Here is a 23,199-nt window from a genome sequence, read left to right on the forward strand (position 1 = left end):
GGCGCCCGTCACCGGCCGGCGACGCCTCCACCTCCGCCGAAGGACCCGGCGGAGAATCCTGATGAGCCGGCTCCTCCGGAACCCGTCCCGGAGGAGCTGTGGGATGCGCCGATCGTGCTCTGCAGACTCGTGGCCAGCACCACCCAGCTCACGGTCGAGAGACCCTGATGGCGCTCCCAGGACGACGGGTCCATGCGGGAGCGCGCATCGGCCAGGGCGGCCCAGCGTTCGTCGTCGCCCAGCGCCATGGCATAGGGCAGTTGGGCCGTGATCTCCTCCGGCGTGAGCTCCTCCGGGGTGTCCGCGGGACTCGGCGAGAGGTCGACGACGGCGGCCTGGCCCCGCCGCAGCCCGCGCAGCTGCTCCAGGTGGGCTCGGCCGAGTGCCGTGCGCGGATTACTCCTGCTGGAGGTCGCCATCCAGGTCAGCCCCAGGAGGACGAGGATCGCGGTGGCCCCAGTCAGCAGCAGATTCAGCGACGTCGGCAGCTGCGTGGCCCAGCCGACGATGGTGAGGATGAGCAGCAGAAGGGTCACGGCCGCGGCGGCCCAACCCCACAGGCTGCCGACACCGCCGAGGCGCCGGGCCAGCAGATGCCGGGAGTCGAAGGCCTCCACGGCTTTCGACTGGGCCTTCTGAGCCGCCGAGGAGAAGTCTCCGTCCAGGTCGGAGAGCCGGATCCGGTCTCCGTCTCCTGCCGCGACGACCGCTGCGAGCAGGTCCTTATCCCACCCGGCCAGTCCCGTGCCGTGGGCACCGGTGGCGGACACGATCCAGTCCGGGCCCGAGTCGTCCCCGTCTGAGCCAGGGGTCTCCTCCAGGCGAAGGTGCCCTCGGGCGGCCAGATCCACCAGCGTGAGGGTGGTGAAATCGGCCGGAAGGAACAGGGTGGACTTGCGCCAGAGCAGGGCCGCCTCGTACGGACGCAGGTCATCAGGCACGGTGTGACGTGCCGTCGGCGGCGGCTCGTGCTCCAGCCGCGCGGTCTCCAGCGTGGTTCCGGGCTCCGGGAGCACGCCGGGGACAAGTCCGGGGAAGTGCTCATCGCGGCCGGAGCGTCGGCGGAGAGCCACCAGCCCCGCGACGGCGGCTACGACCACGGCGGACACCGCCCACCAGGCATCGAGCAGGGTCTGGCTGATGCGGTCGGTGGTGGGGGCGAGGTCGTCGCCGAGGCGCTCCAGCGCGGTGGGCTCGGCATAGATCGGGGTGGCCTCGGAGAAGGTGCCCTCGGGGACGTCGACCTGCACCCCCTGCCAACCGCCCGGGGCCAGCCCTGTGGCGGTGGCCGTGACGGTGTCGCCGTCGACCTCGGCGGTGCAGGCGACGCCGTCGTCCAGGTCGGAGTCGGCGCCCTGCCAGCAGGCGGCGTCGAGGATCTCCGCGGGGGCCGTGACCTCGGTGGTGACGCGCTCGATGGGGACGTCCTGGTCCGGCCCGGCGGTGATCCACTCCCAGGAGGCCGGATCGACGGCCCCGTGGACGGTGTACCGCAGCTCGTAGGTCTGCAGGCCAGTGCGTGTCTCCTCTGAGTCGTCCGGTGCGCCGAGGCTGAGTCGCAGACCGTCGCTGGTCTCTTCGACATCGGCGACCTCGGCAGGGGCGCCGCTGGGACTGCTGAGCTCGAAGTCGTCGACGTCGTAGAGGCGACGTCCTTCGTCGGTGGGCAGCTCGGTGCTCAGGGTGCGGAAGAAGCCCAGCCCTTCGCGCTCCCCGAAGTCCCAGTCATAGGTCTCCTGGACGTGCATCACGCCGTCCTCGTCGAGGTCGATGCTGATGCTCAGGTCGCGGACCACATCATCTTCGGGGTCACCGGAGGCCGCGGCTGGGGAAGCGGTCAGGCCCAGCGTCCCCAAGCAGAGGGCGGCGACGGCGGCAGGAGCGGCATGTGCGCGAAACAGAGCGTGCATGGCGAACAGCCTAGGTCGCAGCCCCGCGTTGCCGGATCCTCCGAGAGGAGGATGTTCGGTCAGATCCGGCGCAGATCGAGGGCGGGTAGGTGGGAGGGATCGGGGATACGGACATGACTCCACGGGCACGACGAAGCCCCGCGGCGAATCATCGCCGCGGGGCTTCTCTTCGGTGCGCCCATAGGGATTCGAACCCCAGACCTTCGGTTCCGTAGACCGACGCTCTATCCAGCTGAGCTATAGGCGCATGTTCTGTTGTCCGCCGATCACGCCCTCGCGATCTCGACCTAGAAAACTATACACGCGCTGCGGAGCGAGGGCAAAATCCCCCTTGAGAGAGTGGTGTTCCTCACGAAAATCGGTTCAACCAGCATCCGTCTCCCATTATGTGGACTTCCTTGGGGTCACCGTGCGCGCGGGGAAGTACAGTTGAAGGACCGGTTGCTCAAGGCTCCGACGCGCTCGGTGTCCACGATGATGTGGACGCCAGCCGGCGCACGTCACCGTCGACGTGCGATGTCCATCGTCGTGGCCGCACACAGGAGTGCGATTGAGCGGACCGTGCACTTCAGGAACCCAATGGAGGGAAACGATGGTCGACACCGTTGCAAAGACGCCCGGTGCGGAGGACATCCACGTGGATGCCCCCACGACACACGAGAAGCTGATCCAGTTCGTCAGCGACATCGCAGAACTGACCACGCCGGATCGGATCCACTGGGTGGACGGCAGCGAAGAAGAATATGTCGGCCTGACAGACGAGCTCGTCGCGGCAGGAACCTTCACCCGTCTGACCAGTCCCGACTTCCCGAACTCCTTCGCCGCATTCTCCGACCCCGCCGATGTCGCCCGCGTGGAGTCCCGCACCTTCATCTGCTCGGAGGCCGAGCGCGACGCCGGCTTCACGAACAACTGGGTGGACCCCGCCGAGATGCGCGAGACCCTCTCAGGAGTGTTCGACGGCGCCATGCGCGGTCGGACGATGTACGTCATCCCGTTCGTGATGGGTCCTCTCGACGCTGAGGACCCCAAGTTCGGGGTGGAGGTCACCGACTCCGCCTACGTGGTGACCTCGATGCGGATCATGGCCCGCATCGGCACCGATGTGGTGCGCCGCATGGAGGAGCTCGACGCGTTCTTCGTGCCCGCGGTGCACTCCGTGGGCGCCCCTCTGGAGCCCGGCCAGGACGACGTCGCCTGGCCGTGCAACAAGGAGAAGTACATCGTCCACTTCCCGGAGACCCGGGAGATCTGGTCCTACGGCTCCGGCTACGGCGGCAACGCCCTGCTGGGCAAGAAGTGCTACGCGCTGCGCATCGCCTCGGCCATGGCCAGGGACGAGGGATGGCTGGCCGAACACATGCTCATCCTCAAGCTCACCAGCCCGCAGGGGCGGAGCCACTTCATCTCCGGGGCCTTCCCCTCAGCCTGCGGGAAGACCAACCTGGCGCTGATCGACCCCACCCTCGAAGGATGGACCGCCGAGACCCTGGGCGATGACATCACCTGGATCCGCCCGGGCAAGGACGGCGAGTTCCGTGTGGTCAACCCCGAGGCCGGATACTTCGGGGTCGCACCGGGCACCGGCTGGCACACCAACGCCAACGCCATGCGCGCCATCGCCAAAGGCAACTCGGTCTTCACCAACTGTGCCCTGACCGACGACGGCGGCGTCTGGTGGGAAGGCATGACGGAGGAGCCGCCGTCGCACCTCACCGACTGGCAGGGCAACGAGTGGACCCCGGACTCCGAGACGCCGGCCGCCCACCCGAACGCGCGGTTCTGCACCCCCATCGACCAGACCGACATGCTGGCCGAGGAGTACTACTCCGCGGACGGCGTCAAGCTGGACGCGATCCTCTTCGGAGGTCGGCGCAAGACGACGGTCCCGCTCGTCACGGAGTCCCGAGACTGGAACCACGGCATCTTCTTCGGCGCCACGCTCTCCTCAGAGACCACCGCCGCCGCAGAGGGCGCAGTGGGCAAGGTGCGCCGTGACCCGATGGCGATGCTGCCCTTCATCGGCTACGACGCCGGGGACTACCTCAACCACTGGGTGCGGGTCTCCGGGAAGGCCGACCCCGAGAAGCTGCCGAAGATCTTCCTGGTCAACTGGTTCCGCCGGAACCGCGACGGCGGCTTCGCCTGGCCCGGCTTCGCTGAGAACTCCAGGGTGCTGAAGTGGATCGTGGAGCGCATCGAGGGCCGTGGAGAGGCCGTCGAGACGCCGATCGGCCTGACCCCCACGCCGGAGGCGCTGGACACCACCGGGCTCGACATCTCCGACGAGGACCTCCACGATGCCCTGAGGGTCGATCCGCAGGAGTGGCGTGCCGAACTGGCCGACATCGAGCAGTGGTTCGAGCGGTTCGGCGGCTCCCTGCCGCAGTCCATCCAGGACGAGCTCCAGCAGCTGCGCGATCGGATGGGCGGCTGACCAGAGCCACGTTCCCGGCTGAGAGATGATCGGCAGGTGCCCCGGCGACGACGCGTCGCCGGGGCACCGGTCTGAGCGGTCAGTGCGTCGCCGCCGCCACCCACTCCTGGAACCGGGTGTCCAGCGGGGAGTCATGGGCGGCCGTTCCCAGAAGGCGTGCGAGCGCCCCCGGGGCCTCCAGCAGGAGATCGCCCGGGCGGGCAGGGGGCCGGAATCCGGCGGCCAGGATCGTGTCAGCCACCCGCTGACCTCCGAGGACCCCCGGCTCAGGGCGGGCGCCGTCCACCGTCAGCTCCTCGAGGAGGAGCGGACCGTCGGGGTCTTGGACCTCGAGCGCGGAGCGGATCCGCCCGCCCTGCTCCCCGTGCCGTCCCAGCACGAGGGTCTCGCGCAGCACGGCGCGGGCACCGTGTCCGAGCCTGACAGAGGTTCGACGGACGACGTCGGCGGCCTCCGCGATGACGAAGGGCAGTCCGTGCCACAGCAGGGTCCCGCCGTCCTCGACCTGGATGTCCAGGTGCCAGGAGGCGGTCTGTCGACCCTGCACGCGTTCTGCGGAAGCAGACAGCCCGGTCTGGGATGCACGCCGCGGATAGGCGACGGTGCCCCCGATGTCCTCGACGCGCAGGACGCAGCCGGCCCCGACCCTGACCTCGGCGGTGAGGCTGTCCCCGTCGAGCAGGATCATCTCGGCGGCGGTCACCCCCACGTGGGCGTGGCGGGGGCCCCGGGAGATGAGCCGGGGCGCCAGCTTCCCGACGATCAGCTCGGTCCTGGCCCGCGGCTCACCGGCGCAGAGCTGGATGCGCATGCGGGCGCTCCCACCCTCCGTCTGCGGGCATCCGACGATCGTCAGGCGTGGGCATGCGCCGATCGTCAGGCGTGGGCATGCACGTACCCGCCCTCCGGGTGCTCCTCGTCAGCATGGAAGTGGGGTGCCATAGGCCCTGGGTCCTGCGGGATGTGCTCTCCGGAGCGGTGGGCCGCGAGCACCTGCAGCACCCAGCGGCGCAGCGCCTGCACGGACTGGTCGTCCTCGCGGGAGAGGGCCAGCACGGCGCGGCCCTCCCTGGCCTCCTCTGCATCGGCGACCATGCGCTCCACATCCACGCCCACGTAGGGGGCGAGGTCCGTCTTGTTGACCACGAGCAGGTCGGCCCGGCCGATCCCGGGACCGCCCTTGCGCGCGACGTCGCCGCCTCCGGCCACGTCCAGCACGAAGATCTGGGCGTCCACCAGGGCGGGGGAGAAGGTCGCGGTGAGATTGTCGCCGCCGGACTCGATGAGCACCGTGTCCAGCGGGGCGAAGTCGCGTTCCATGTCCTCGGTGGCCAGCAGATTGGCGGTGACGTCGTCGCGGATCGCGGTGTGGGGGCAGGCCCCGGTCTCCACGGCACGGATGCGCTCGGGATCCAGGACCCCGGCGGAGCGCAGGAACCGGGCGTCCTCGTCGGTGTAGATGTCATTGGTGATCACCCCCAGGCGCAGCTCGTCGCCGAGGGCGCGGCAGATCAGCGCGATCAGCGAGGACTTACCGGTGCCCACCGGGCCCGCGATGCCCAGGCGCAGGGCACGCCGCGAGGACTCGGGGGGCGCGGCGGTCGGGACGAGGGCGGGTGCAGGGTTCTCAGGCACGGAACAACCTCCTGGTGGTGAGTGTGTGACGTTCTGTCCATTCTTCGGTCTGTGGTGCGCTCGGCGCGGGGATCTCCTCGGCCTGGGTGATGTGGGCCAGGGCTGCGACGTCGGGTTCGGCCGCTCGGCAGGCCTCCAGCACCAGCGCCATCGCGGCCACAGGATCCCCGGGTTCGAGCTTCAGCAGGGCAGCCGCGGCGGAGGCGACGTCGTCGTATATGGACAGCCGCATCAATGAGGCGGCGTCCAGGCCGGTGTGTGCGGCCACCGCCCCCATGACCAGCGGGCGTGCCCGCGCATCCCGGGCGTCACCGGTCTGGGGGCCTCCGAGGTCGCGCAGCATCTCCAGCCCCGGAGACTCCGGCCACAGTGAGCGGGTCAGGCGCAGCAGGCCGCGCCCCAGCTCCCGGGCGATGCTCCGTGCCGCCTGGCTCGGCGTCCGGGCCGCCCACTGCCGTTCGATCATGCGCAGCTGCGTGCGTATCTCAGTGCCTCCTGCGGCGCCGTGACCGCCGAGCCGCATCAGCTGGCCGCGGACGACGACGGCCGTCGCCGCGTCGACCAGAGAGACGGTGCGCGCCCTGGTCCGCAGGAACAGCGGCACCTGGCTGAGCGGCATCCCCGCCAGCAGGGCCGGTTCAAGTCCCGCGGAGTTGACGTGGCCGCCCGAGGGCAGACGTGAGTCGGCCAGCAGCAGGGCGACGGTCTGGGCGGCCAGGGCGGGAGGGGCCGCCGCGCCGAGATCGGGCTGCGACATCAGAACATCGAGTAGAACTGCGCCAGTGGGAGCTCCTCGGCCGGAGCCGGTTCCACGGCCTCGCCGTCGATGGAGATCTCGAAGGTGTCGGGACGCACCGTGATCTCCGGCAGGACGGAGTTGTTCCTCATCTCGGCCTTCCCGATGTCCCGGGTGGAGGTCACCGGCCGGAGGCGGCGCCGCAGTCCGAGGGTCTGTTCCAATCCGGCGTCGAGTGCAGCCGGGGCGACATAGGTCACCGCATGGTCGGCGCCCGCAAGGTGGCCGAAGGTGGGCCGCTGGAGCACCGGCTGCGGAGTCGGGATGGAGGCGTTGGGGTCACCCAGGGCGCCCCAGACGATGCTGCCGGCCTTGACCACCACCGAAGGCCGCACGCCGAAGAACCGCGGGTCCCAGACCACCAGGTCCGCCATCCGTCCGGTCTCGACGGAGCCGACGTCGTGGGCGATGCCGTGGGCGATCGCGGGGTTCACCGTGTACTTGGCCACGTAGCGTCGGGCGCGTTCGTTGTCCGCAGGCATTCCGCCGTCCAGCGGCCCCAGCCGGCCCTTCATCACATGGGCGACCTGCCAGGTGCGGGTGATGACCTCCCCGATCCGTCCCATGGCCTGCGCATCGGAGGAGGTGATGGACAGCGCCCCCATGTCGTGGAGGATGTCCTCGGCGGCGATCGTGGTCCCTCGGATGCGGGATTCGGCGAAGGCCAGGTCCTCAGGCACCGACGGGTTCAGATGATGGCAGACCATCAGCATGTCCAGGTGCTCGGCCACGGTGTTGACCGTATGCGGAAGGGTGGGGTTCGTGGAGCCGGGGATGATGTGCGGCAGGCCCGCCAGGGTCAGGATGTCCGGGGCGTGCCCGCCGCCGGCTCCCTCGATGTGGAAGGCGTGGATCGAGCGTCCGTCGATGGCGCGGATCGTGGACTCCACGAATCCGGCCTCGTTGAGCGAGTCCGAGTGCAGCGCCACCTGCAGCCCCCAGCGGTCCGCGGCGCTCAGGGCGGCGTCGATCGCCGCAGGGGTGGATCCCCAGTCCTCATGGACCTTGTATCCGGCGGCCCCGCCGAGGGCCTGCTCCTCGAGGCCGGCCGTGGAGACCGTGTTGCCCTTGCCCAGCAGGAGCACGTTGACGGGCAGGGTGTCCAGGGCGCGCAGCATCTGCCGCAGGTGCCAGGGACCCGGGGTCACGGTGGTGGCCTTCGAACCCTCGGAAGGGCCCGTGCCGCCGCCGACCACCGTGGTGATCCCGGTGGCGAGGGCCTCGTGGATCTGCGACTGAGAGATCAGGTGCACATGGGAGTCGATGGCTCCGGCGGTGACGATCTTGCCCTCCCCGGAGATGACGTCGGTGGAGGGGCCGATGATCAGCTCCGGGTCGATGCCATCAGAGATGTCCGGATTCCCTGCGTGCCCGATGCCGACGATCCGACCGTCGCGGATGCCGATGTCCGCGCGGACGACTCCCCACCAGTCGAGGATGATCGCGTTGGTGATCACCGTGTCCAGCGCGCCTGCCGCCCGGCTGAGCATGCTCTGGGCCATGGACTCGCGGATCGACTTGCCCCCGCCGAAGACCGCTTCGTCGCCGCCGACGGTGCGGTCCTCCTCGACTTCGATCCAGAGGTCGGTGTCGCCGAGCCGCAGCTGGTCGCCCGCAGTGGGACCGAACATGGCGGCATAGGTCTCGCGGTCGATGCTGACCATCAGTCCTCACCCTCCCGGGAGTTTCCGGCAGGGGCGTCCAGGTCGAGGGGCTCCGGACGGACCTGCAGTCCGGCCACCACCCGGCGGCCGCGCAGTGCGACCGCGTCGAGGGCGCGGGAGGCGCCCGGTTCGAACCGCTGGGACGCCCCGGCGGGCACGTCGAGGCGGAAGCCCTGGGCGCGGGCCCTGTCGAACTCCAGGGCCGGATTGGCGTCGGGCAGATGCAGATGGGAGCCCACCTGCACGGGGCGATCGCCGGTGTTGGTGAAGATCAGGCGGATGCGTTCATCGTCGGTGCGGTCCGCGTTGAGTTCGATGCTGCCGGCACGGACGCGGACGGCGCCCGGGCCTGATGTGGTGCTGCCTGCCATGATGGCTCCTCCGCGTCGGGAAAGGGTCGGTGTCAGTCGATCGGGTGGTGGAGGGTCACCAGTTTGCGTCCGTCGGGGAAGGTGGCCTCGACCTGGACATCGGTGAGGACCTCCGGGACGCCGTCCATGACCTGGTTGCGGGTCAGCACGTGACGTCCCTCCTCCATGAGGTCCGCCACGGTCCGCCCGTCGCGGGCTCCCTCGATCACCCAGGAGGACAGCAGCGCGACGGTCTCCGGGTGGTTCAGTCGGACGCCCCGGCCCAGGCGATCACGCGCGACCATCGCGGCGGCGGCGAGCAGCAGCTTCTCCTGGTCGGCAGGGGTGAAGTGCACGGTCGTCCCTCTCATCAGTCCTGCGGGGAAGAGGTCTTCCCCTGCGTCAGAATTCTGCCACACCAATGTGTCCTGTCCGCGGTCCGTCCTTCTCTTCCGTCGGTCCAGTGCTCTTCTCTGGAACGCCTCAGATCGGTCATTTTCCCCGCAATTCCGGCAGAGAAGCCCCCGATCATCTGGGGCCCAGGGGAGGGGATGTTTTACAGAGAAGAAATATGAGAGCAACGTCAGAGTAATGCCATGCGCTCAGGCTGGTTCCACCGCGACCTAGCGCGGCCACTCACACTCATCTGACTGAGGAGAAGACGAACCCCATGGGCGAACTCCACCAGCGTCGTACCCGGAGCCTGCGGACCTGCTCCGCCCTCATCGCGGCCGGGGCCCTGCTGCTCACCGCATGCGGCGCTCGAGCCGGGGAGGAAGCCGTCGGCGGCGGCACAGAGTCCTGCGTTGACGTCGACGGCGATTCGATCAAGATCGGATTCATCAACTCACTGTCCGGAACCATGGCGATCAGTGAGGCCACGGTCAACGACGTCCTGCACCTGGCGGCGGAGGAGATCAACGACGCCGGCGGCGTGCTGGGCAAGCAGCTTGAGATCGTCGAGGAGGACGGAGCCTCTGAGCCGGCCACCTTCGCCGAGCGGTCGGAGCGTCTGATCGTGCAGGAATGCACGGCCGCCGTCTTCGGCGGGTGGACCTCCGCCTCGCGCAAGGCGATGCTGCCGGTGTTCGAAGGGCACGACGCGCTGCTGTTCTACCCGACTCAGTACGAAGGGCTCGAAGCCTCCGAGAACATCATCTACACCGGGGCGACCACCAACCAGCAGATCGTCCCTGCCCTCGACTACCTCCTGGAGGAGGAGGGCGCGGAGTCGCTGTACCTGGTCGGTTCCGACTATGTCTTCCCGCGGGCCGCGAACATGATCATCCGCCAGTGGGCGGAAGAGAACGGTGTCGAGATCCTCGGAGAGGACTACACCCCGCTGGGCTCCACCGACTTCACCACGATCGCCAATCAGCTGGCCTCCTCCGGTGCCGATGCCGTGTTCAACACGCTCAACGGCGATTCCAACGTCGCGTTCTTCCGCCAGTACAACTCGCTGGGCCTCGACGCCGAGACGACGCCGGTGCTCTCCGTCTCGATCGCGGAGGAGGAGATCGAGGGCATCGGCGCCTCGAACATCGAGGGGCAGCTCACCTCCTGGAACTACTACCAGACCCTCGAGAATCAGCAGAACGAGGACTTCGTGGCGGCCTTCCAGGAGAAGTACGGGGAGGGCCGCGTGACCTCGGACGTCATGCAGTCGGCATACAACAGCCTCCACCTCTGGGCCGCCATGGTCGAGGAGGCGGAGTCCTTCGACGTCGACGCAGTCCGTGACGCCGCCGACGGCACCTCCTTCGCCGCTCCGGAGGGGACCGTGACGATCGACGGCGAGAACCAGCACGTCACCAAGACGCCGCGCATCGGCCGCATCACCGCCGACGGCCTGATCGACACCATCTGGGAGGGTGAGCTCACCGATCCCGATCCCTTCCTCGAGACGTACTCCTGGGCTGACGAGGAAGAGGCCGAGGAGTACGCCCAGGAGGCGGACGAGGCTGACGAGGACGGGGCTGACGAGGACTCTGATGAAGGCTCTGATGAGGACTGACCAGCCCGCCCCGCGATCGATGATGAGGAGCCCCTCGACATGGACATGATCCTCTCCCAGCTCGTCGCCGGGGTGAGCGTCGGGTCGATCCTGCTGCTCGCGGCGGTCGGCCTGGCTCTGACCTTCGGCCAGATGGGCGTCATCAACATGGCCCACGGCGAATTCATCATGGTCGGCGCCTACACCGCGTTCGTGCTGCAGGGGATCTTCGGGCACGCCGGGATCTCGCTGATCGTGGCGCTGCCGCTCGCCTTCCTGGTCGGCGGACTGCTGGGTGTGCTGCTGGAGCAGGTCCTCATCCGGCACATGTACCATCGGCCGCTCGACACCCTGCTGGCCACCTTCGGCGTCGGCATCATCCTCCAGCAGCTGGCCCGGGACCTCTTCGGAGCGCCCGCCGTCGACGTACGCACCCCGTCCTGGCTGCAGGGCAGCGTGGAGCTGCTGGGCACGGCGGTGCCGGTCAGCCGCATCTTCATCCTCGGGCTGGTCATCGCCGTCGTGGCAGGGCTCTCCGCGATGATGACCTGGACCAGCCTGGGACGACGGATCCGTGCGGTAGTCCTCAACAGGAGCCTGGCCGAGACCTCAGGGATCTCCACCCGCAGCACGGATCGGCTCACCTTCTTCATCGGCTCCGGGCTGGCAGGCGTGGCCGGCGTGACGATCACCCTCATCGGCTCCACCAGCCCGACGCTGGGCATGAGCTACATCGTCGACGCCTTCCTGGTGGTCGTGGCCGGGGGTATCGGGAAGATCAAGGGCGCCGTCATCGCGGCGTTCAGCCTCGGAATCCTCCAGGCCTTCATCGAGTTCAGCACCACGGCGAGCATCGCGAAGTTCCTCGTGCTGGTGATTGTGGTGGCCTTCCTCCAGATCAGGCCCCAGGGCCTGTTCTCCGTGCGGACAAGGAGCCTCGCATGACGACCATCACCCCCGCGGAGCGCGGGACCCTGGCTCGGATCCGTCGTGTCGGCGCGGGCCCTGATCTTCCCAGGCCCTCGCGGGCGTTCTTGGGGATCGGCCTGCTGGCATTGGGTCTGATGGTCCTCGCCCCGATGCTGCTGACCGACTTCCGGCTGAACCAGCTCGGGCGCTTCATCTGCTATGCGATCGTCGCCGTCGGGATCGGCCTGGCCTGGGGGCGCGGCGGCATGCTGACCCTCGGGCAGGGAGTCTTCTTCGGCCTCGGCGCCTATGCGATGGCCATGCACATGCAGCTGGCCGACGCGCAGCTCCAGGGCGAGCAGGCGCCGGGGTTCATGTCCACCTTCGGCACGGAGCTGCCCTGGTGGTGGGAGCCGTTCCGCAGCGAGCTGTTCACGCTCGGGGCGGTCCTGCTGCTGCCCGCGGTGGTCGCGTTCGTGCTCGGCTGGTCCGTTTTCACGCGGCGCGTCAAGGGTGCCTACTTCGCCATCTTGAACCAGGCGCTCGTGTTCGCCTTCGCCGTGCTGCTGGTCGGGCAGCAGGGAACCCTCAACGGGTCGAACGGGCTCTCCGGATTCCAGTCCTTCCTGGGGTTCTCCCTCTATGACCCGGTGAACCGGAGGACCCTCTACCTGCTGGCGGCCGGAGTGCTGATCCTCATGGTGGTGATCGCTTACTGGCTGATGCGCAGCCGATTCGGCGAGCTGCTCGTGGCGACCCGTGATGCGGAGGAGCGGGTCCGGTTCCTCGGCTATGACCCCGCCCTGATCAAGACGACCGCCTTCGTCGTCGCCGCGGTGATGGCGAGCATCGGCGGGGCACTGTTCGTCCCGCTGGTGGGCATCATCTCGCCCGCGGAGATCGGAGTCGTGCCGTCGATCGCCTTCGTGATCGGGGTGGCCATCGGAGGCCGGGCCACCCTGTTCGGCCCTGTGATCGGTGCCCTGGCCGTGGCCTGGGTGGAGTCCTCGCTGGCCGAGAGCTTCCCCTCGGCCTGGAGTTACTTCCAGGGGCTCCTGCTGATCGTGGTCATCGCGCTGCTGCCGGGCGGGGTCGCCTCCGTACTGCGTGTCACCCAGGTCCGTCGGCGCCGTCGTCAGGCTGACGACGACGGCGGCAGCGGCGACCTTCACGACGACGGGGCCGGAGGCGGCCCCGCCGACGGCCCCGAGACAGCACGAGGGGATTCCCCCGCCGGACCGCCGGTCGCGGCGGCCCTCGGTTCCGAGCAGAAGGGAGAGCAGTGATGACGTCGCTGAACATCCGAGACCTGGAGGTCCGGTTCGGAGCTTTCACCGCCGTCGGAGGCGCCTCCTTCGACGCCGTCGACGGCGAGGTGCACTTCCTCATCGGACCCAATGGTGCCGGCAAGACCACCTGCGTGGACGCCATCACCGGGCTGGTGTCGGGGTCCGGGTCGGTGCGCATGGGTGAGACGGAGCTGCTGGGCCGGCCGGTGCAGTCCATCGCGAAGCTGGGGATCGGCCGGACCTTCCAGACGGCGAGCGTCTTCGAACAGCTCACCGTGGCGCAGAACCTGGACATCGCCGCGGGCATCCACCGCCGCTGGTTCTCTCTGCTCGGCGCTCGCCGGCATCTCGGGGGGCGAGTGGAGGAGGCCCTGGAGCAGACCGGGCTCGGTGATCTGCAGGACAGCCGGGCCGGGACGCTCTCCCATGGTCAGAAGCAGTGGCTGGAGATCGGGATGCTGATCGTCCAGGACGCGCAGGCGCTCATGCTCGACGAGCCCGTCGCGGGCATGAGCCATGACGAGCGGGCGGCCACCGGCGAGCTCCTCCACCGGGTCAAGGAGGGGCGTGCTGTGCTGGTGGTGGAGCATGACATGGAGTTCATGCGCAGCTTCGCCTCGCAGGTGACCGTGCTCCACCAGGGGACGGTCCTCGCCCAGGGCTCCGTCGCCGAGGTCCAGGAGGATCCTCGGGTTCAGCAGGTCTACCTGGGGACGGCCGCGATGCCGGAGGAGGAGCTGGCCCATGCTTGAGCTCCAGCACCTCGACGCCGGCTATGACAGCACCCGGGTCCTGCATTCCGTGAGCATGCACGGGTCCCCGCACGGCATCGCCGCGATCCTGGGGCACAACGGTGCCGGCAAAACCACGATGCTCCGCGCCGCGATCGGTCTGATCAGACCGTCCCGGGGGAGGGTGCTCTTCGAGGGGGAGGACGTGACGGCGCTGTCTCCCAGTGCCCGCGTGCGCCGTGGCATGGCCTATGTGCCCCAGGGGCAGCAGTCCTTCGAGCAGCTCACCACGCGGGAGAACCTCCAGGTCGTGGCGGACCGGCGGCGCGGTCCGCGGCGTGCGCAGCTGGTGGACGACGCGCTGGGGAGATTCCCTGCGCTGACCGAGGTCATCGACCGCCGGGCGGGGCTGCTCTCCGGGGGTCAGCGCCAGCAGCTGGCCATCGCCCGAGCGCTGATCACCGAGCCGAAGCTGCTGATCCTGGACGAGCCCACGGAGGGGATCCAGCCCTCGGTCGTCGCGGAGATCGAACAGACGATCATCGGGCTCTCTCGGGATGAGGGGCTCAGCGTGCTGCTCGCGGTCCAGCACATTGACTTCGCCCTGCATGCGGCAGAGCGCTATGCGGTGCTGGCCGCCGGCCGGGTGACCCGTGCAGGCGCCGGCGGCGCCGAGGCCCAGCGCGACGTGCGCGATGCGATGGCGATCTGAGCCGGAGGCGCTGACCACGTGACGGAGGGGGACCGGGCGCGCCGCGCCGCAGAGGACAGCCTGGAGGACTACGCCTTCAGGTACGTGCCGCGCAGCTTCCGCCGGTGGAGCACCTTGGCGGTGGGAGGGACGGCGCTGGGCTCCATCGCGTTCCTGGCGGACTTCTCCATCGGGGCGAGCATTGGTCTCGAACATGGCACGGCGAACGCGGTGCTCGGGATCCTGCTGGCCTCGGTGACGATCTTCCTGGTGGGGCTGCCGATCAGCATCTACGCCGCCCGCTACAACCTGGACATCGACCTCATCGCCCGAGGCTCCGGCTTCGGCTACCAGGGCTCGGTCATCACCACGCTGATCTTCGCCGGGTTCACCTGCATCTTCTTCGCCCTCGAGGGAGCGATCATGGCTCAGGCGCTCCATGTGGGCATCGGACTTCCGCTTCCGGTGGGATACCTGGTCTCCACCGTGGTGGTCATCCCGATCGTGGTCCTGGGGATGCGCGCCCTGGAACGCCTGCAGTTCTGGACGACGCCCCTGTGGCTGGTCCTGGCGCTCCTGCCCCTGGTCTGGGTGGTGCTCGTCGACGGGGAGATCGTGGCGGCCTTTCTGACCTTCGATGGAGCCCATGGTGGAGCGATCGACGTCGGTGCCGTGGTGGCCTGCGCCGCAGTCTGCTTCGCACTGACCCCGCAGCTGGCGGAACAGCTGGACTACATCCGGTTCATGCCCCCGCGCTCGGCAGGCAACCGTCGACGCTGGTGGGCGGCCCTGCTGCTGGCCGGCCCGGGCTGGGTGATCTTCAGCGGTGCCAAGCAGGTGCTGGGAGTCTTCCTCGCCGTCTATGTGCTGGCCCGAGTAGATCCCACCCTGGGGGACCGAGCCGCTGAACCGGTCGTCCAGTTCCTGGGGATCTACCAGGAGCTGATGCCGGACTGGCTGGCGGTCACCCTGGCTCTGGCGCTGATCGTGGTGGCCCAGGTGAAGATCAACGTCACCAACGGCTATTCAGGATCCTTGGCCTGTCTGAACGCCTGCACCCGGCTGACTCGTCGCTATCCGGGCCGCACCGTCTTCGTGGTCCTGAACCTCTCGGTGGCGTGCGCGCTGATGATGCTGGACGTGTTCGCACTGATGTACTTCGTGCTGAGCCTCTACGCCAATGTGGTGATGGCCTGGCTGGTCACCGTGGCGGTGGACATCGCAGTCAACAAGTGCCTGCTGCGGATCTCTCCGCTGAGGCCGGAGCATCGGAGAGGGATGCTCCATGACTGGAACCCGGTGGGACTGGTCTCCGTCGGCGTCGCCACGGTGCTCTCGCTGCTGACCTTCGCCGGCGTGTTCGGCGAGGTCCTGCGGCCCTTCGCCGTCGGGGTCGCGATCGTGGTCGCCGCGGTCGTGACCCCGCTGACCGCGGTGCTGACCCGTGGCCGGTGGTATCTGCGGCGCAGCTGGGACGGGATCACCCTGCCGATGGTCGATGAGCAGGGCAGTCCCTCCGCGGTGCGGTTGAGATGCCACGTCACTGGTTATACGTTCGAGCGGCCGGATATGCTGGCCTCCGCGGAGCCAGGGCCGTTCGGCGAGACCCAGCACATCTCCTCGCTGGCGCTCACCCTGGATGGTTCGGACCGGTACGTGCTCCCGCCGGAGGGTCAGCTCCGCACGGCCGGCCCGCCGTGGCCGCTCGGACTCGAGGACATGGACGGTGGGCCCGTGGCCCCGTCGCGGAGCCCGTCGAAGACATGAGGGTGAACAGCATGGGCGAACACCTGGCGACGCCGGAGGCGATCCTCACCAGCGCCGCGACCCTGTTGCGCGAGATGCCGTTCGACGACATCGCCTACCGCTCCCTGGGGGAGTCGGTCGGTGTGTCCGAGCGGACGGTTTATCGGCACTTCCCGACCCGCCCCCACTTGCTCTCTGCGCTGGCGCGCTGGCTGGAGGACCAGGTCCTCCCGCCTCCGACGTTCACCGACTGGGAGAGCTTCCTGCATGTGGTGGAGACACGCTTCTCCGATTTCGACCGTGCACCTTCCTACGCCCACCTGATGGCGCGGGCCGAGGCGATCTCGCCCGTGGGGCCTGACCACTCGAGCTTCTTCGCCGAGGCGGTGCGCGCCCTGGTGAGCACAGCCGCTCCAGGGCTCGCCAGGCGCGACGCCGGGCGGCTCTGCGCCGGGCTGGTGAACGTCGCCTCGGCGCAGTTCTGGGCGCGCTGCCGCACAGGGCTGGACATGGACGTCGAGGGCACGTCAGCGGCCTTCCGGCGCATTGCGGAGCAGCTCAGGGCCAGCTTCCCGGAGACGGCCTTCGCGTCGCACCGGGCCGCGGAGGCGGCCCCGTGAGCGCCGAGGAGGAGACCTCGATGACGGCCCGGGAGGCCGACGAGGATCCGGGTCTCACGCCCAGCCAGGCCAGGATCCTCCAGGCCTTCGCCGAGCTCGTCGAAGAACTCGGGACCGATGACGTCTCGTTCAAGCTGATCGCACGCCGAGCAGGAATCGGCGAGCGGACGGTCTTCCGCCACTATGGAACCCGCGCCGAGCTCTTGGTCTCGGCGGCTGCGTGGTTCCAGCGAGTGGCTTTCCCCCGCCCCGGCTGCGAGTCGATCTTCGACTTCCCGCTGCTGGTGCGGGAGTCCATGGAGTCCTACGCCCGACGCCGCGAGCTGGCCCATGTGGTAGCAGAGGCTGAGATACGGGGCGCCGACGGTATCGACCCTGCCCCGGGGCGGGCCGGACTGGAGCGTCTGCTCTCCCGGGAGATCCCGGATCTGGCCCCCCAAGAACGTCGTGACCTGGTGGCCGGGCTGTGCCATCTGGACTCGGCCGGCACCTGGGTGTCGCTTCACCGGCAGGTCGGGCCGGAGACCCGCGACGTCGCCGACGCGGCGGCCTGGTCGGCTGAGATCCTCCTCGACCCGCTGCGCGGACGGAAGGTGCCCCGATGAGCGGGATAGGTGCCACCTCCTCTCACCATGCGCTGCACGGAGGCGGCGGGCAGCGTCGCATCGAGGAGGCGCTGGCCCGGCTGCGTCAGTCCGGTGAGCGCCACACGGAGGCGCGGCGGGCGGTGCTTCAGGTGTTGGCGGGAGGTCACGAGCATCTCAGCGCTGACGAGCTGGCCGTCCAGCTCGCGGCCAGCGGAGTGCACCGCACCACCGTGTACCGGACCCTGGAGCTCTTCTCCGCGCTGGGGCTGGTCGCGGTCCGGCGGCTGCCAGGAGGGGCGGCGGCCTATCACCTCGCCTCCACCTCACATCTGCACGGGCACTGCGACAGCTGCGACGCTGTTCAGGCTCTGCCCCGCCAGGACGCCGAGGAGCTCGCCGCCGCGCTGGAGCGCAGCGCCGGGTTTCGTCTCGACCTGGACCGATCCACGCTGCTGGGGCGCTGCGCCGGATGTCGAGTTGACTGAGCCGAGTCGACTGAGCAGGTTCAGCGGCGGACGGCCCGGATGCGGTGCTGCCGCTGGACCTCGTGGCCGGGCGCGACGCCGTGGCGCCGGTCCCTTTCCATGATCTCCGGGAGCTCGTCGACGCTGACCTCGGAGAATCCGGCCTGTTCGATGCGTGCGGCGAAGACGGAGATATCGGCTGCCTCCGCCAGTGGCAGGTCCTGGCGGGCGGAGCCGTAGACGCGGCGGAAGTGCGCGCTCCGGCCGGATCGGGGCGCGTCGCCGTCGTGGGCATCATGGCTGGTGAGGCCCTGAGGGAACCACAGCGCGTCCACCGCCACCAGGACTCCGCCAGGGCGCAGGAGCCGATGCCAGCGACGCAGCGCCTCGTCGGGGTGACGCAGGGTCCACAGCAGATACCGCGCGGTGATCGCGTCGAAGAAACCAGGTGGGACAGGCGGATCGGCCGCGTCTCCGCGCAAGAACCGGGGACCCGAGGTGGCGTGGACCTTGCGGCGGGCCTCGGCCAGCATGCCTTCTGCCAGGTCGATGCCGGTGACCCGGTGGCCGAGTCCGGCGATGATCAGCGCCGCGTGGCCGGTGCCGGTGCCCACGTCGAGGACGTCTGCCGGAGCCTGTGGCAGCACCGGGCGCCAGACCCGCTCCCAGGCCTGGACCTCCCCGTGGTCGCGGAGCCGCTGCTGCTGGTGGGCCTCATAGTCGGCGGCCCACCGGGACCAGTAGTCGTCGAGGGTGTCCTGGACGTTCATCTGTGGTGCTCCTTCATGGTCGGCGGGGCTCATCGGGCGCTGTGCCGGCACGGAACAGCAGCTGGTTCGTGCCGTCCGGAGAAGTGACCGGGTCGACTCCGACCGTGTAGACGTCACCCAGCAGGTCGGGGCCGAGCACCTCCGCCGGCGGCCCGGATGCGCGCACGTGTCCGTCGTGGAGCAGGAGGAGCCGATCGCAGTAGCGGGCCGCGAGGTTGAGATCATGCAGCACCACCACGGTGGTGGTGTCGAGCCCGCGCAGCAGCTGGAGCACCTGATGCTGGAATCCGATGTCGAGATGGTTGGTCGGCTCGTCGAGCAGCAGGCAGGTGGCCTCCTGGGCCAGTGCTCGGGCGATGAGGACCCGCTGGCGCTCGCCACCGGAGAGCCGGCTGGTCTCCCGCTGGGCCAGGTGGCGGACGCCCATCGCCGTCAGCGCGCGCTCGGCGATCGACTCATCGCGGCAGGACCGCCTCTGGAACATGCCCAGATGCGGGGTGCGGCCCAACAGCACCGTCTCTGCCACGCTGAGCATGAGCTCGCTCGGCGGCTCCTGGACCACCAGTGCGATCTTCTGGGCGACCTGACGCGCGGTGAGCCGTCCCAGAGGACGGCCGTGCAGCAGCACCTGCCCACGGCGCGGCGAGAGCGCCCCGCTGAGTGTGCGCAGCAGCGTGGTCTTCCCGCTGCCGTTGGGGCCGATGAGCCCCACGACTTCACCAGCGGCGACCGTGAGGTCGACGTCGTGGAGCACCAGCCGGCTGCGGGCACCGTGCCTGACGGCGCAGTCCAGCCCGTCGGCATGCAGCACCGGGGCCGTCTCAGTCCTGGTCATGCAGCTCCTGGCCGATCCGCTCCAGGCCTTCCACGGTCAGCGGGGATGCCGGTTCCGTGAAGTTGAACCGCTGGACGATGAGCTGGTCCTGCTCGACCGCCCGCATCGCGCCGGCTCCGGGCAGCGAGATGACTGCCTCTGAGACGCCGTCGGGCTCACCCTGGTGCAGCAGGATCAGCACCTCCGGGTCCCGGTCCACGAGCTCCTCCGTCTGGACCTCGAAGACCCGGTCGGTGACGTCGTCGAAGACGTTCTCCAGGCCGACTGCCTCCAGCTGGGGCTGGGCCATGGAGCCGGTCCCGTAGGCGTAGACGGGCCCACCGCCGACCGAGGGGTACAGGACCGCCGCGGTGCGCGACTCGCGCTGGGCGGCGTCGCTGGTCTCTACGGTGGTGATCCGAGCCTGCAGCTCATCGACCATCGCGGCCGACTCATCCTCGGTGCGGAACACCGTGCCGAGCCGGTCGATCTCGGCCCACAGTACCTCGAAGTCCGCATCCTGGTCCGGCTCCGGGCAGTAGAGGTCCTGCTCCAGGACGGCGATCCCCGCATCGCCCAGACCCTGACGGGTGACGCCGTCGGGAAGACCCAGGGCGAGATCCGGCTCCTGGGCGACGACCTCCTCCTGGGAGAGCATGAGGTGCCCGGAGGCGTCCAGGTCCTCCGAGAGCGAAGGGATGTCCTGGATCTGCTCTGCCAGCTCCGGCGAGTAATACTCCGCGGGGAAGTCTCCGGCGCGGGCGACGACGCGGTCCATCACCCCGAGGCCGTCCAGAATGGTCACCGGGGCGGTCTCCAGCAGGATGACGCGTTCCGGGGCGGCTTCGAGGGTCACCTGGTGGCCGCAGCTGGTCACCGTCACCGCGGTGTCCTGCACTTCGGAGTTCCGCACCGATGGATCCTGTGCCTGCGCCCCGCCGGCGCATGCGCTGAGGACCAGCGCGGCCAGGGCGAAGGTGCCGGCGCGTACGGCCCCGCTGTGGACGGTGCCGGCGGGCCGGTCGAGGAGGGAGCTCATGATGGTCCTTCGGGTGGTCGGGTCCGGTCAGGAGTTCTGTGAGTGCATTCGGCGGATCAGCAGGAGCAGGAACGGGGCGCCCACCAGGGCGGTGACGATGCCGATGGGCAGCTCCCGGGGCTGCATGAGGACCCGGGACAGGGCGTCGGCCCAGATCAGCAGGACCGCACCGAGGAGTGCGACCACGGGCAGCAGCCGGGCGTGGGCGGCGCCCACCAGGCGCCGTCCCAGATGCGGCACCACCAGCCCCACGAAGCCGATCGCCCCCGCCGCGGCCACCATCGCGCCGGTGCTCAGGGAGACCACTGTCAGGACCTGGATACGGGCGTGGTTGGGACGGACCCCCAGGCTCCGGGCGGTCTCATCACCGTGGGCGAGGACGTCGAGACGGCGGGACCAGAGCATCAGCAGCCCGGCGCTGCCCGCCACCAGGACCAGCACCAGCAGCAGGAACGGGTCCCAACGCGCCAGGGAGAGAGAGCCCAGCAGCCAGAACATGACGGTGCGGGAACCCTCGACGTCGTCGGAGGCGAAGATCAGGAAGCTGGTGGTGGCCGAGAGCGCATAGCCGACGGCGACGCCGGCGAGGAGCAGCCGCAGGGAGGTCACCTGCCCGTTCGCGCGGGCGATCACGAACACCAGCAGGGAGGCGCCCAGAGCTCCCAGGAAGGCGCTCAGTGGCAGGGCGTGCTGCCCGGCGCCCGCACCAAGGCCGAAGAGGATGGCGCCGGCGGCCCCGGTGGAGGCCCCTCCGGAGATGCCCAGGATGTAGGGATCGGCGAGCACATTGCGCACCATGGCCTGCAGGGCGGCGCCGCACAGGGCCAGTCCCGCCCCGACGGCGACACCCAGGAGCACACGCGGGGCGCGCATGGTCCATACGATGGCCTGCTCCGCGTCCGTCCATGTGGGTGTCACGGGCAGGCCGAGCTGGTGGGCGATGGCCCCGGCCACGGTGGACGGCGCGATCGGCGCGGGGCCGATGCCCACACAGAGGACGACGGAGCCCAGCAGCGCCGCCGAGAGTCCGATGATCCACCAGGCCGCACACCGACGCGCACCGGCCGTGAGGCTCACCGGGCCGGGCTCTGCGGGGCCCGGGACAGGAAGCCCGGCGTCGGAAGGGTCTGTGCCGGTGCGTCCGTGCTCGCAGTCGTCGGGGGCAGGTTGGACTCGGCCAGGGTGGACCCGGTCGGCAGGGCCTGCGCCGGTGATGGTCATCTGGGTCCTGTCCCTCGGGGAAGTCTTGGGCACCCGGGGCGCCGTCGTCGTCCCGTCATGCAACTGTGTCGCATGAAGCCTAGGGAGGTTCGCATGTCATCCGTGTTACGTCTCAGGTCCACCTCGTACGCTGGCACGCACTCCGCGGCGCGCAGGGGCTCGCTGTGGCGACGATCGGAGAGGTCGGGCGTTTCTCCTGGGGCGGATTCGAGGAACCGTTCATCGCCTATCCCCTGGGGCCTACCGCCTCGCGGACCGTCGCGGCCAGCAGATCGGCGGTCACGTCCAGAGCGGCCTCGTCGAAGTCGAAATGTGCACTGTGATGGGGTGCCTCGGTGTTCTGGGCCCCTATCCCCAGGTAGGTGCCGATGCCGCCGTTTCGTTGCACTGCACGGATGAACAGATGAGCGTCGTCGCTGCCGCATGTGAGTCGAGCCCGGCGACTGAACGCGGTGATCGCTGGAACTGCGGCGGAGGCCGTTTCGATGAGGCTGAGCATCTCCTCGTCCGGCGTCGTGGTGGGTGCCTGTCCGGAGAGGGTCGTCTCGACCTGCACATCATGCATGCGTGCCGCGCCCTCCACGGCCGCGTCCGCGCGCTGACTCATATCGTTCACGGCGTCATTGTCTTCAGCGCGGACCTCATAGGTGATGGTCGCCTCAGCCGGGATGATGTTCGCGGCACCTGCCGCGTGGAAGGTGCCGACATTCACACGGGTGTCCGTGGTGGCGAATCGTGGCATTCCGTGGATGCCCAGCGTCGCGTGCGCCGCGGCCAGCAGCGCGTTCCGGCCCTTCTCGGGGGCGCCGGATGCGTGTGCGGGGGCGCCCGTGAAGATCGCCCGCCATTTGGTGGTCGCCTTGTAGTTCTCGACGCCGCCGATGACCGTGCCCAATGGCACATCGGCGCGCAGGTGAAAGGCGAGCATCCGCTCGACGTCGTCCGCGACGCCGGCGGCGAGCATCGGGGCTGCACCACGGGTGCCCTCTTCTGCGGGTTGGAAGAAGATCCTGAGCTCGCCGGCGAAGTCCTCGTCCTGAAGGCGGCTGAGCACACCCAGGCCGATCGACGTATGCCCATCATGGCCGCAGGCATGCATATACGGGGTGCGGGAGGCGAATCCCTGACGCCACGGGAGGTGATCCGGCTCGCGGCTTTCCGCGATGGGCAGCGCGTCGATGTCGCAGCGCAGGCCCCAGACCGGGCCTGGCCTCCTGCCCCGGATGATCGCGACGATCGCCGTCCCCTCCTGTGTGAGCGTCTCGACCCGCCGAGGTTCTATGCCGCGTTCCAGCGCCCGCCGGCCCCATTCCTCGCGCTCGGCCGGCGACGGGCCGTCCATGATGGCGGTGGGGTCCATGGCCGCGGTGCCGGTGTGGTACTCCACGCCCAGCAGATCAAGCTGCTCGGTGATGACCCCGACGGTGTGGAACTCCAGGAAGCCTGGTTCGGGGTGGGCGTGAAGACGCCGTCTGATCTCACGCATGGCGATGCGCGTCATCGATGGTCTCCTTCGTCGGTGTTCCGAGGGGC

Annotated in this window: 22 protein-coding genes and 1 tRNA gene; 10 read left to right on the forward strand and 13 right to left on the reverse strand. The window is 69.4% G+C overall.

Going from position 1 to position 23,199, the window contains the following annotated elements:
- Positions 1 to 8: 8 nt before the first annotated feature.
- Both ODE13_RS03765 and ODE13_RS03770 read right to left on the reverse strand, forming a co-directional pair.
- A complete protein-coding gene (locus ODE13_RS03765) occupies positions 9 to 1,910 on the reverse strand; it encodes a DUF2207 family protein (RefSeq protein ID WP_322478032.1) in 1,902 nt (633 codons plus the stop codon).
- Positions 1,911 to 2,083: 173 nt separating this feature from the next.
- Positions 2,084 to 2,157 (reverse strand) — tRNA-Arg (locus tag ODE13_RS03770).
- A 345-nt stretch (positions 2,158 to 2,502) separates the two neighbouring features.
- Here ODE13_RS03770 and ODE13_RS03775 point away from each other — a divergent pair.
- Positions 2,503 to 4,347 (forward strand): phosphoenolpyruvate carboxykinase (GTP), encoded by a 1,845-nt coding sequence (locus ODE13_RS03775; protein WP_322478033.1) that lies wholly within the window; start codon positions 2,503 to 2,505, stop codon positions 4,345 to 4,347.
- A 79-nt stretch (positions 4,348 to 4,426) separates the two neighbouring features.
- Here ODE13_RS03775 and ODE13_RS03780 read toward each other — a convergent pair whose 3' ends face one another.
- The 6 genes from ODE13_RS03780 to ODE13_RS03805 all read right to left on the reverse strand — a co-directional run bounded on the left by ODE13_RS03780 (position 4,427) and on the right by ODE13_RS03805 (position 9,148).
- A complete protein-coding gene (locus ODE13_RS03780; RefSeq protein ID WP_322478034.1) occupies positions 4,427 to 5,158 on the reverse strand; it encodes an urease accessory protein UreD in 732 nt (243 codons plus the stop codon).
- A 65-nt stretch (positions 5,159 to 5,223) separates the two neighbouring features.
- Positions 5,224 to 5,982 (reverse strand): urease accessory protein UreG, encoded by a 759-nt coding sequence (gene ureG, locus ODE13_RS03785; RefSeq protein ID WP_322478035.1) that lies wholly within the window; start codon positions 5,980 to 5,982, stop codon positions 5,224 to 5,226.
- Positions 5,975 to 6,739, reverse strand: coding sequence for an urease accessory UreF family protein (locus tag ODE13_RS03790; protein WP_322478036.1), 765 nt, complete (start codon positions 6,737 to 6,739; stop codon positions 5,975 to 5,977). The genes ureG and ODE13_RS03790 overlap by 8 nt, the downstream gene beginning before the upstream one ends.
- Entirely contained in the window at positions 6,739 to 8,442 is a 1,704-nt protein-coding gene (locus ODE13_RS03795; RefSeq protein ID WP_322478037.1) for an urease subunit alpha, read from the reverse strand. The genes ODE13_RS03790 and ODE13_RS03795 overlap by 1 nt, the downstream gene beginning before the upstream one ends.
- On the reverse strand, positions 8,442 to 8,813 hold the full coding sequence (ureB, locus tag ODE13_RS03800) for an urease subunit beta (protein WP_322478038.1): 372 nt from the start codon (positions 8,811 to 8,813) through the stop codon (positions 8,442 to 8,444). Before ureB ends, ODE13_RS03795 begins: the two co-directional genes overlap by 1 nt.
- Before the next feature lie 32 nt (positions 8,814 to 8,845).
- Positions 8,846 to 9,148 (reverse strand): urease subunit gamma, encoded by a 303-nt coding sequence (locus ODE13_RS03805; RefSeq protein WP_322478354.1) that lies wholly within the window; start codon positions 9,146 to 9,148, stop codon positions 8,846 to 8,848.
- Between the two features lie 314 nt (positions 9,149 to 9,462).
- Between ODE13_RS03805 and urtA the strand changes: the two genes are divergently transcribed.
- The 9 genes from urtA to ODE13_RS03850 are packed head-to-tail and all read left to right on the forward strand — an operon-like array spanning position 9,463 to position 17,843.
- Positions 9,463 to 10,806: an urea ABC transporter substrate-binding protein gene (urtA, locus tag ODE13_RS03810; RefSeq protein ID WP_322478039.1), complete on the forward strand. Its 1,344-nt coding sequence runs from the start codon at positions 9,463 to 9,465 to the stop codon at positions 10,804 to 10,806.
- A gap of 39 nt (positions 10,807 to 10,845) precedes the next feature.
- Complete coding sequence (gene urtB / locus ODE13_RS03815; protein ID WP_179540747.1) at positions 10,846 to 11,730, forward strand: urea ABC transporter permease subunit UrtB; 885 nt, start codon at positions 10,846 to 10,848, stop codon at positions 11,728 to 11,730.
- The gene (gene urtC / locus ODE13_RS03820; RefSeq protein ID WP_322478040.1) at positions 11,727 to 12,980 is read left to right on the forward strand and encodes an urea ABC transporter permease subunit UrtC; all 1,254 of its coding nucleotides are present in this window, start codon (positions 11,727 to 11,729) and stop codon (positions 12,978 to 12,980) included. The genes urtB and urtC overlap by 4 nt, the downstream gene beginning before the upstream one ends.
- Complete coding sequence (gene urtD, locus ODE13_RS03825; RefSeq protein WP_179540745.1) at positions 12,980 to 13,735, forward strand: urea ABC transporter ATP-binding protein UrtD; 756 nt, start codon at positions 12,980 to 12,982, stop codon at positions 13,733 to 13,735. Before urtC ends, urtD begins: the two co-directional genes overlap by 1 nt.
- The gene (locus tag ODE13_RS03830; protein ID WP_322478041.1) at positions 13,728 to 14,426 is read left to right on the forward strand and encodes an ATP-binding cassette domain-containing protein; all 699 of its coding nucleotides are present in this window, start codon (positions 13,728 to 13,730) and stop codon (positions 14,424 to 14,426) included. The genes urtD and ODE13_RS03830 overlap by 8 nt, the downstream gene beginning before the upstream one ends.
- Before the next feature lie 18 nt (positions 14,427 to 14,444).
- Positions 14,445 to 16,172 (forward strand): hypothetical protein, encoded by a 1,728-nt coding sequence (locus ODE13_RS03835; protein WP_322478042.1) that lies wholly within the window; start codon positions 14,445 to 14,447, stop codon positions 16,170 to 16,172.
- An 11-nt stretch (positions 16,173 to 16,183) separates the two neighbouring features.
- Positions 16,184 to 16,771, forward strand: a complete 588-nt coding sequence (locus tag ODE13_RS03840; protein WP_322478043.1) for a TetR/AcrR family transcriptional regulator — start codon at positions 16,184 to 16,186, stop codon at positions 16,769 to 16,771.
- Positions 16,768 to 17,376, forward strand: a complete 609-nt coding sequence (locus tag ODE13_RS03845) for a helix-turn-helix domain-containing protein (protein ID WP_322478044.1) — start codon at positions 16,768 to 16,770, stop codon at positions 17,374 to 17,376. The genes ODE13_RS03840 and ODE13_RS03845 overlap by 4 nt, the downstream gene beginning before the upstream one ends.
- On the forward strand, positions 17,373 to 17,843 hold the full coding sequence (locus ODE13_RS03850; RefSeq protein WP_179540742.1) for a Fur family transcriptional regulator: 471 nt from the start codon (positions 17,373 to 17,375) through the stop codon (positions 17,841 to 17,843). Before ODE13_RS03845 ends, ODE13_RS03850 begins: the two co-directional genes overlap by 4 nt.
- Positions 17,844 to 17,863: 20 nt before the next feature.
- On the opposite strand, the gene ODE13_RS03855 is transcribed toward ODE13_RS03850, so the two are convergent.
- From ODE13_RS03855 to ODE13_RS03875, 5 genes are all read right to left on the reverse strand, one after another.
- Entirely contained in the window at positions 17,864 to 18,592 is a 729-nt protein-coding gene (locus ODE13_RS03855) for a class I SAM-dependent methyltransferase (protein ID WP_179540741.1), read from the reverse strand.
- 13 nt (positions 18,593 to 18,605) lie between these two features.
- The gene (locus ODE13_RS03860) at positions 18,606 to 19,427 is read right to left on the reverse strand and encodes an ABC transporter ATP-binding protein (protein ID WP_179540740.1); all 822 of its coding nucleotides are present in this window, start codon (positions 19,425 to 19,427) and stop codon (positions 18,606 to 18,608) included.
- The gene (locus tag ODE13_RS03865) at positions 19,414 to 20,445 is read right to left on the reverse strand and encodes an ABC transporter substrate-binding protein (protein WP_322478045.1); all 1,032 of its coding nucleotides are present in this window, start codon (positions 20,443 to 20,445) and stop codon (positions 19,414 to 19,416) included. Before ODE13_RS03865 ends, ODE13_RS03860 begins: the two co-directional genes overlap by 14 nt.
- 27 nt (positions 20,446 to 20,472) lie before the next feature.
- Positions 20,473 to 21,666: an iron ABC transporter permease gene (locus ODE13_RS03870; protein ID WP_322478046.1), complete on the reverse strand. Its 1,194-nt coding sequence runs from the start codon at positions 21,664 to 21,666 to the stop codon at positions 20,473 to 20,475.
- A 226-nt stretch (positions 21,667 to 21,892) separates the two neighbouring features.
- A complete protein-coding gene (locus ODE13_RS03875; RefSeq protein WP_322478047.1) occupies positions 21,893 to 23,167 on the reverse strand; it encodes an amidohydrolase in 1,275 nt (424 codons plus the stop codon).
- Positions 23,168 to 23,199 lie beyond the last annotated feature (32 nt).

The sequence above is a fragment of the Nesterenkonia sp. HG001 genome (genome assembly GCF_034438835.1).
Taxonomy (GTDB): Bacteria; Actinomycetota; Actinomycetes; order Actinomycetales; family Micrococcaceae; genus Nesterenkonia; species Nesterenkonia xinjiangensis.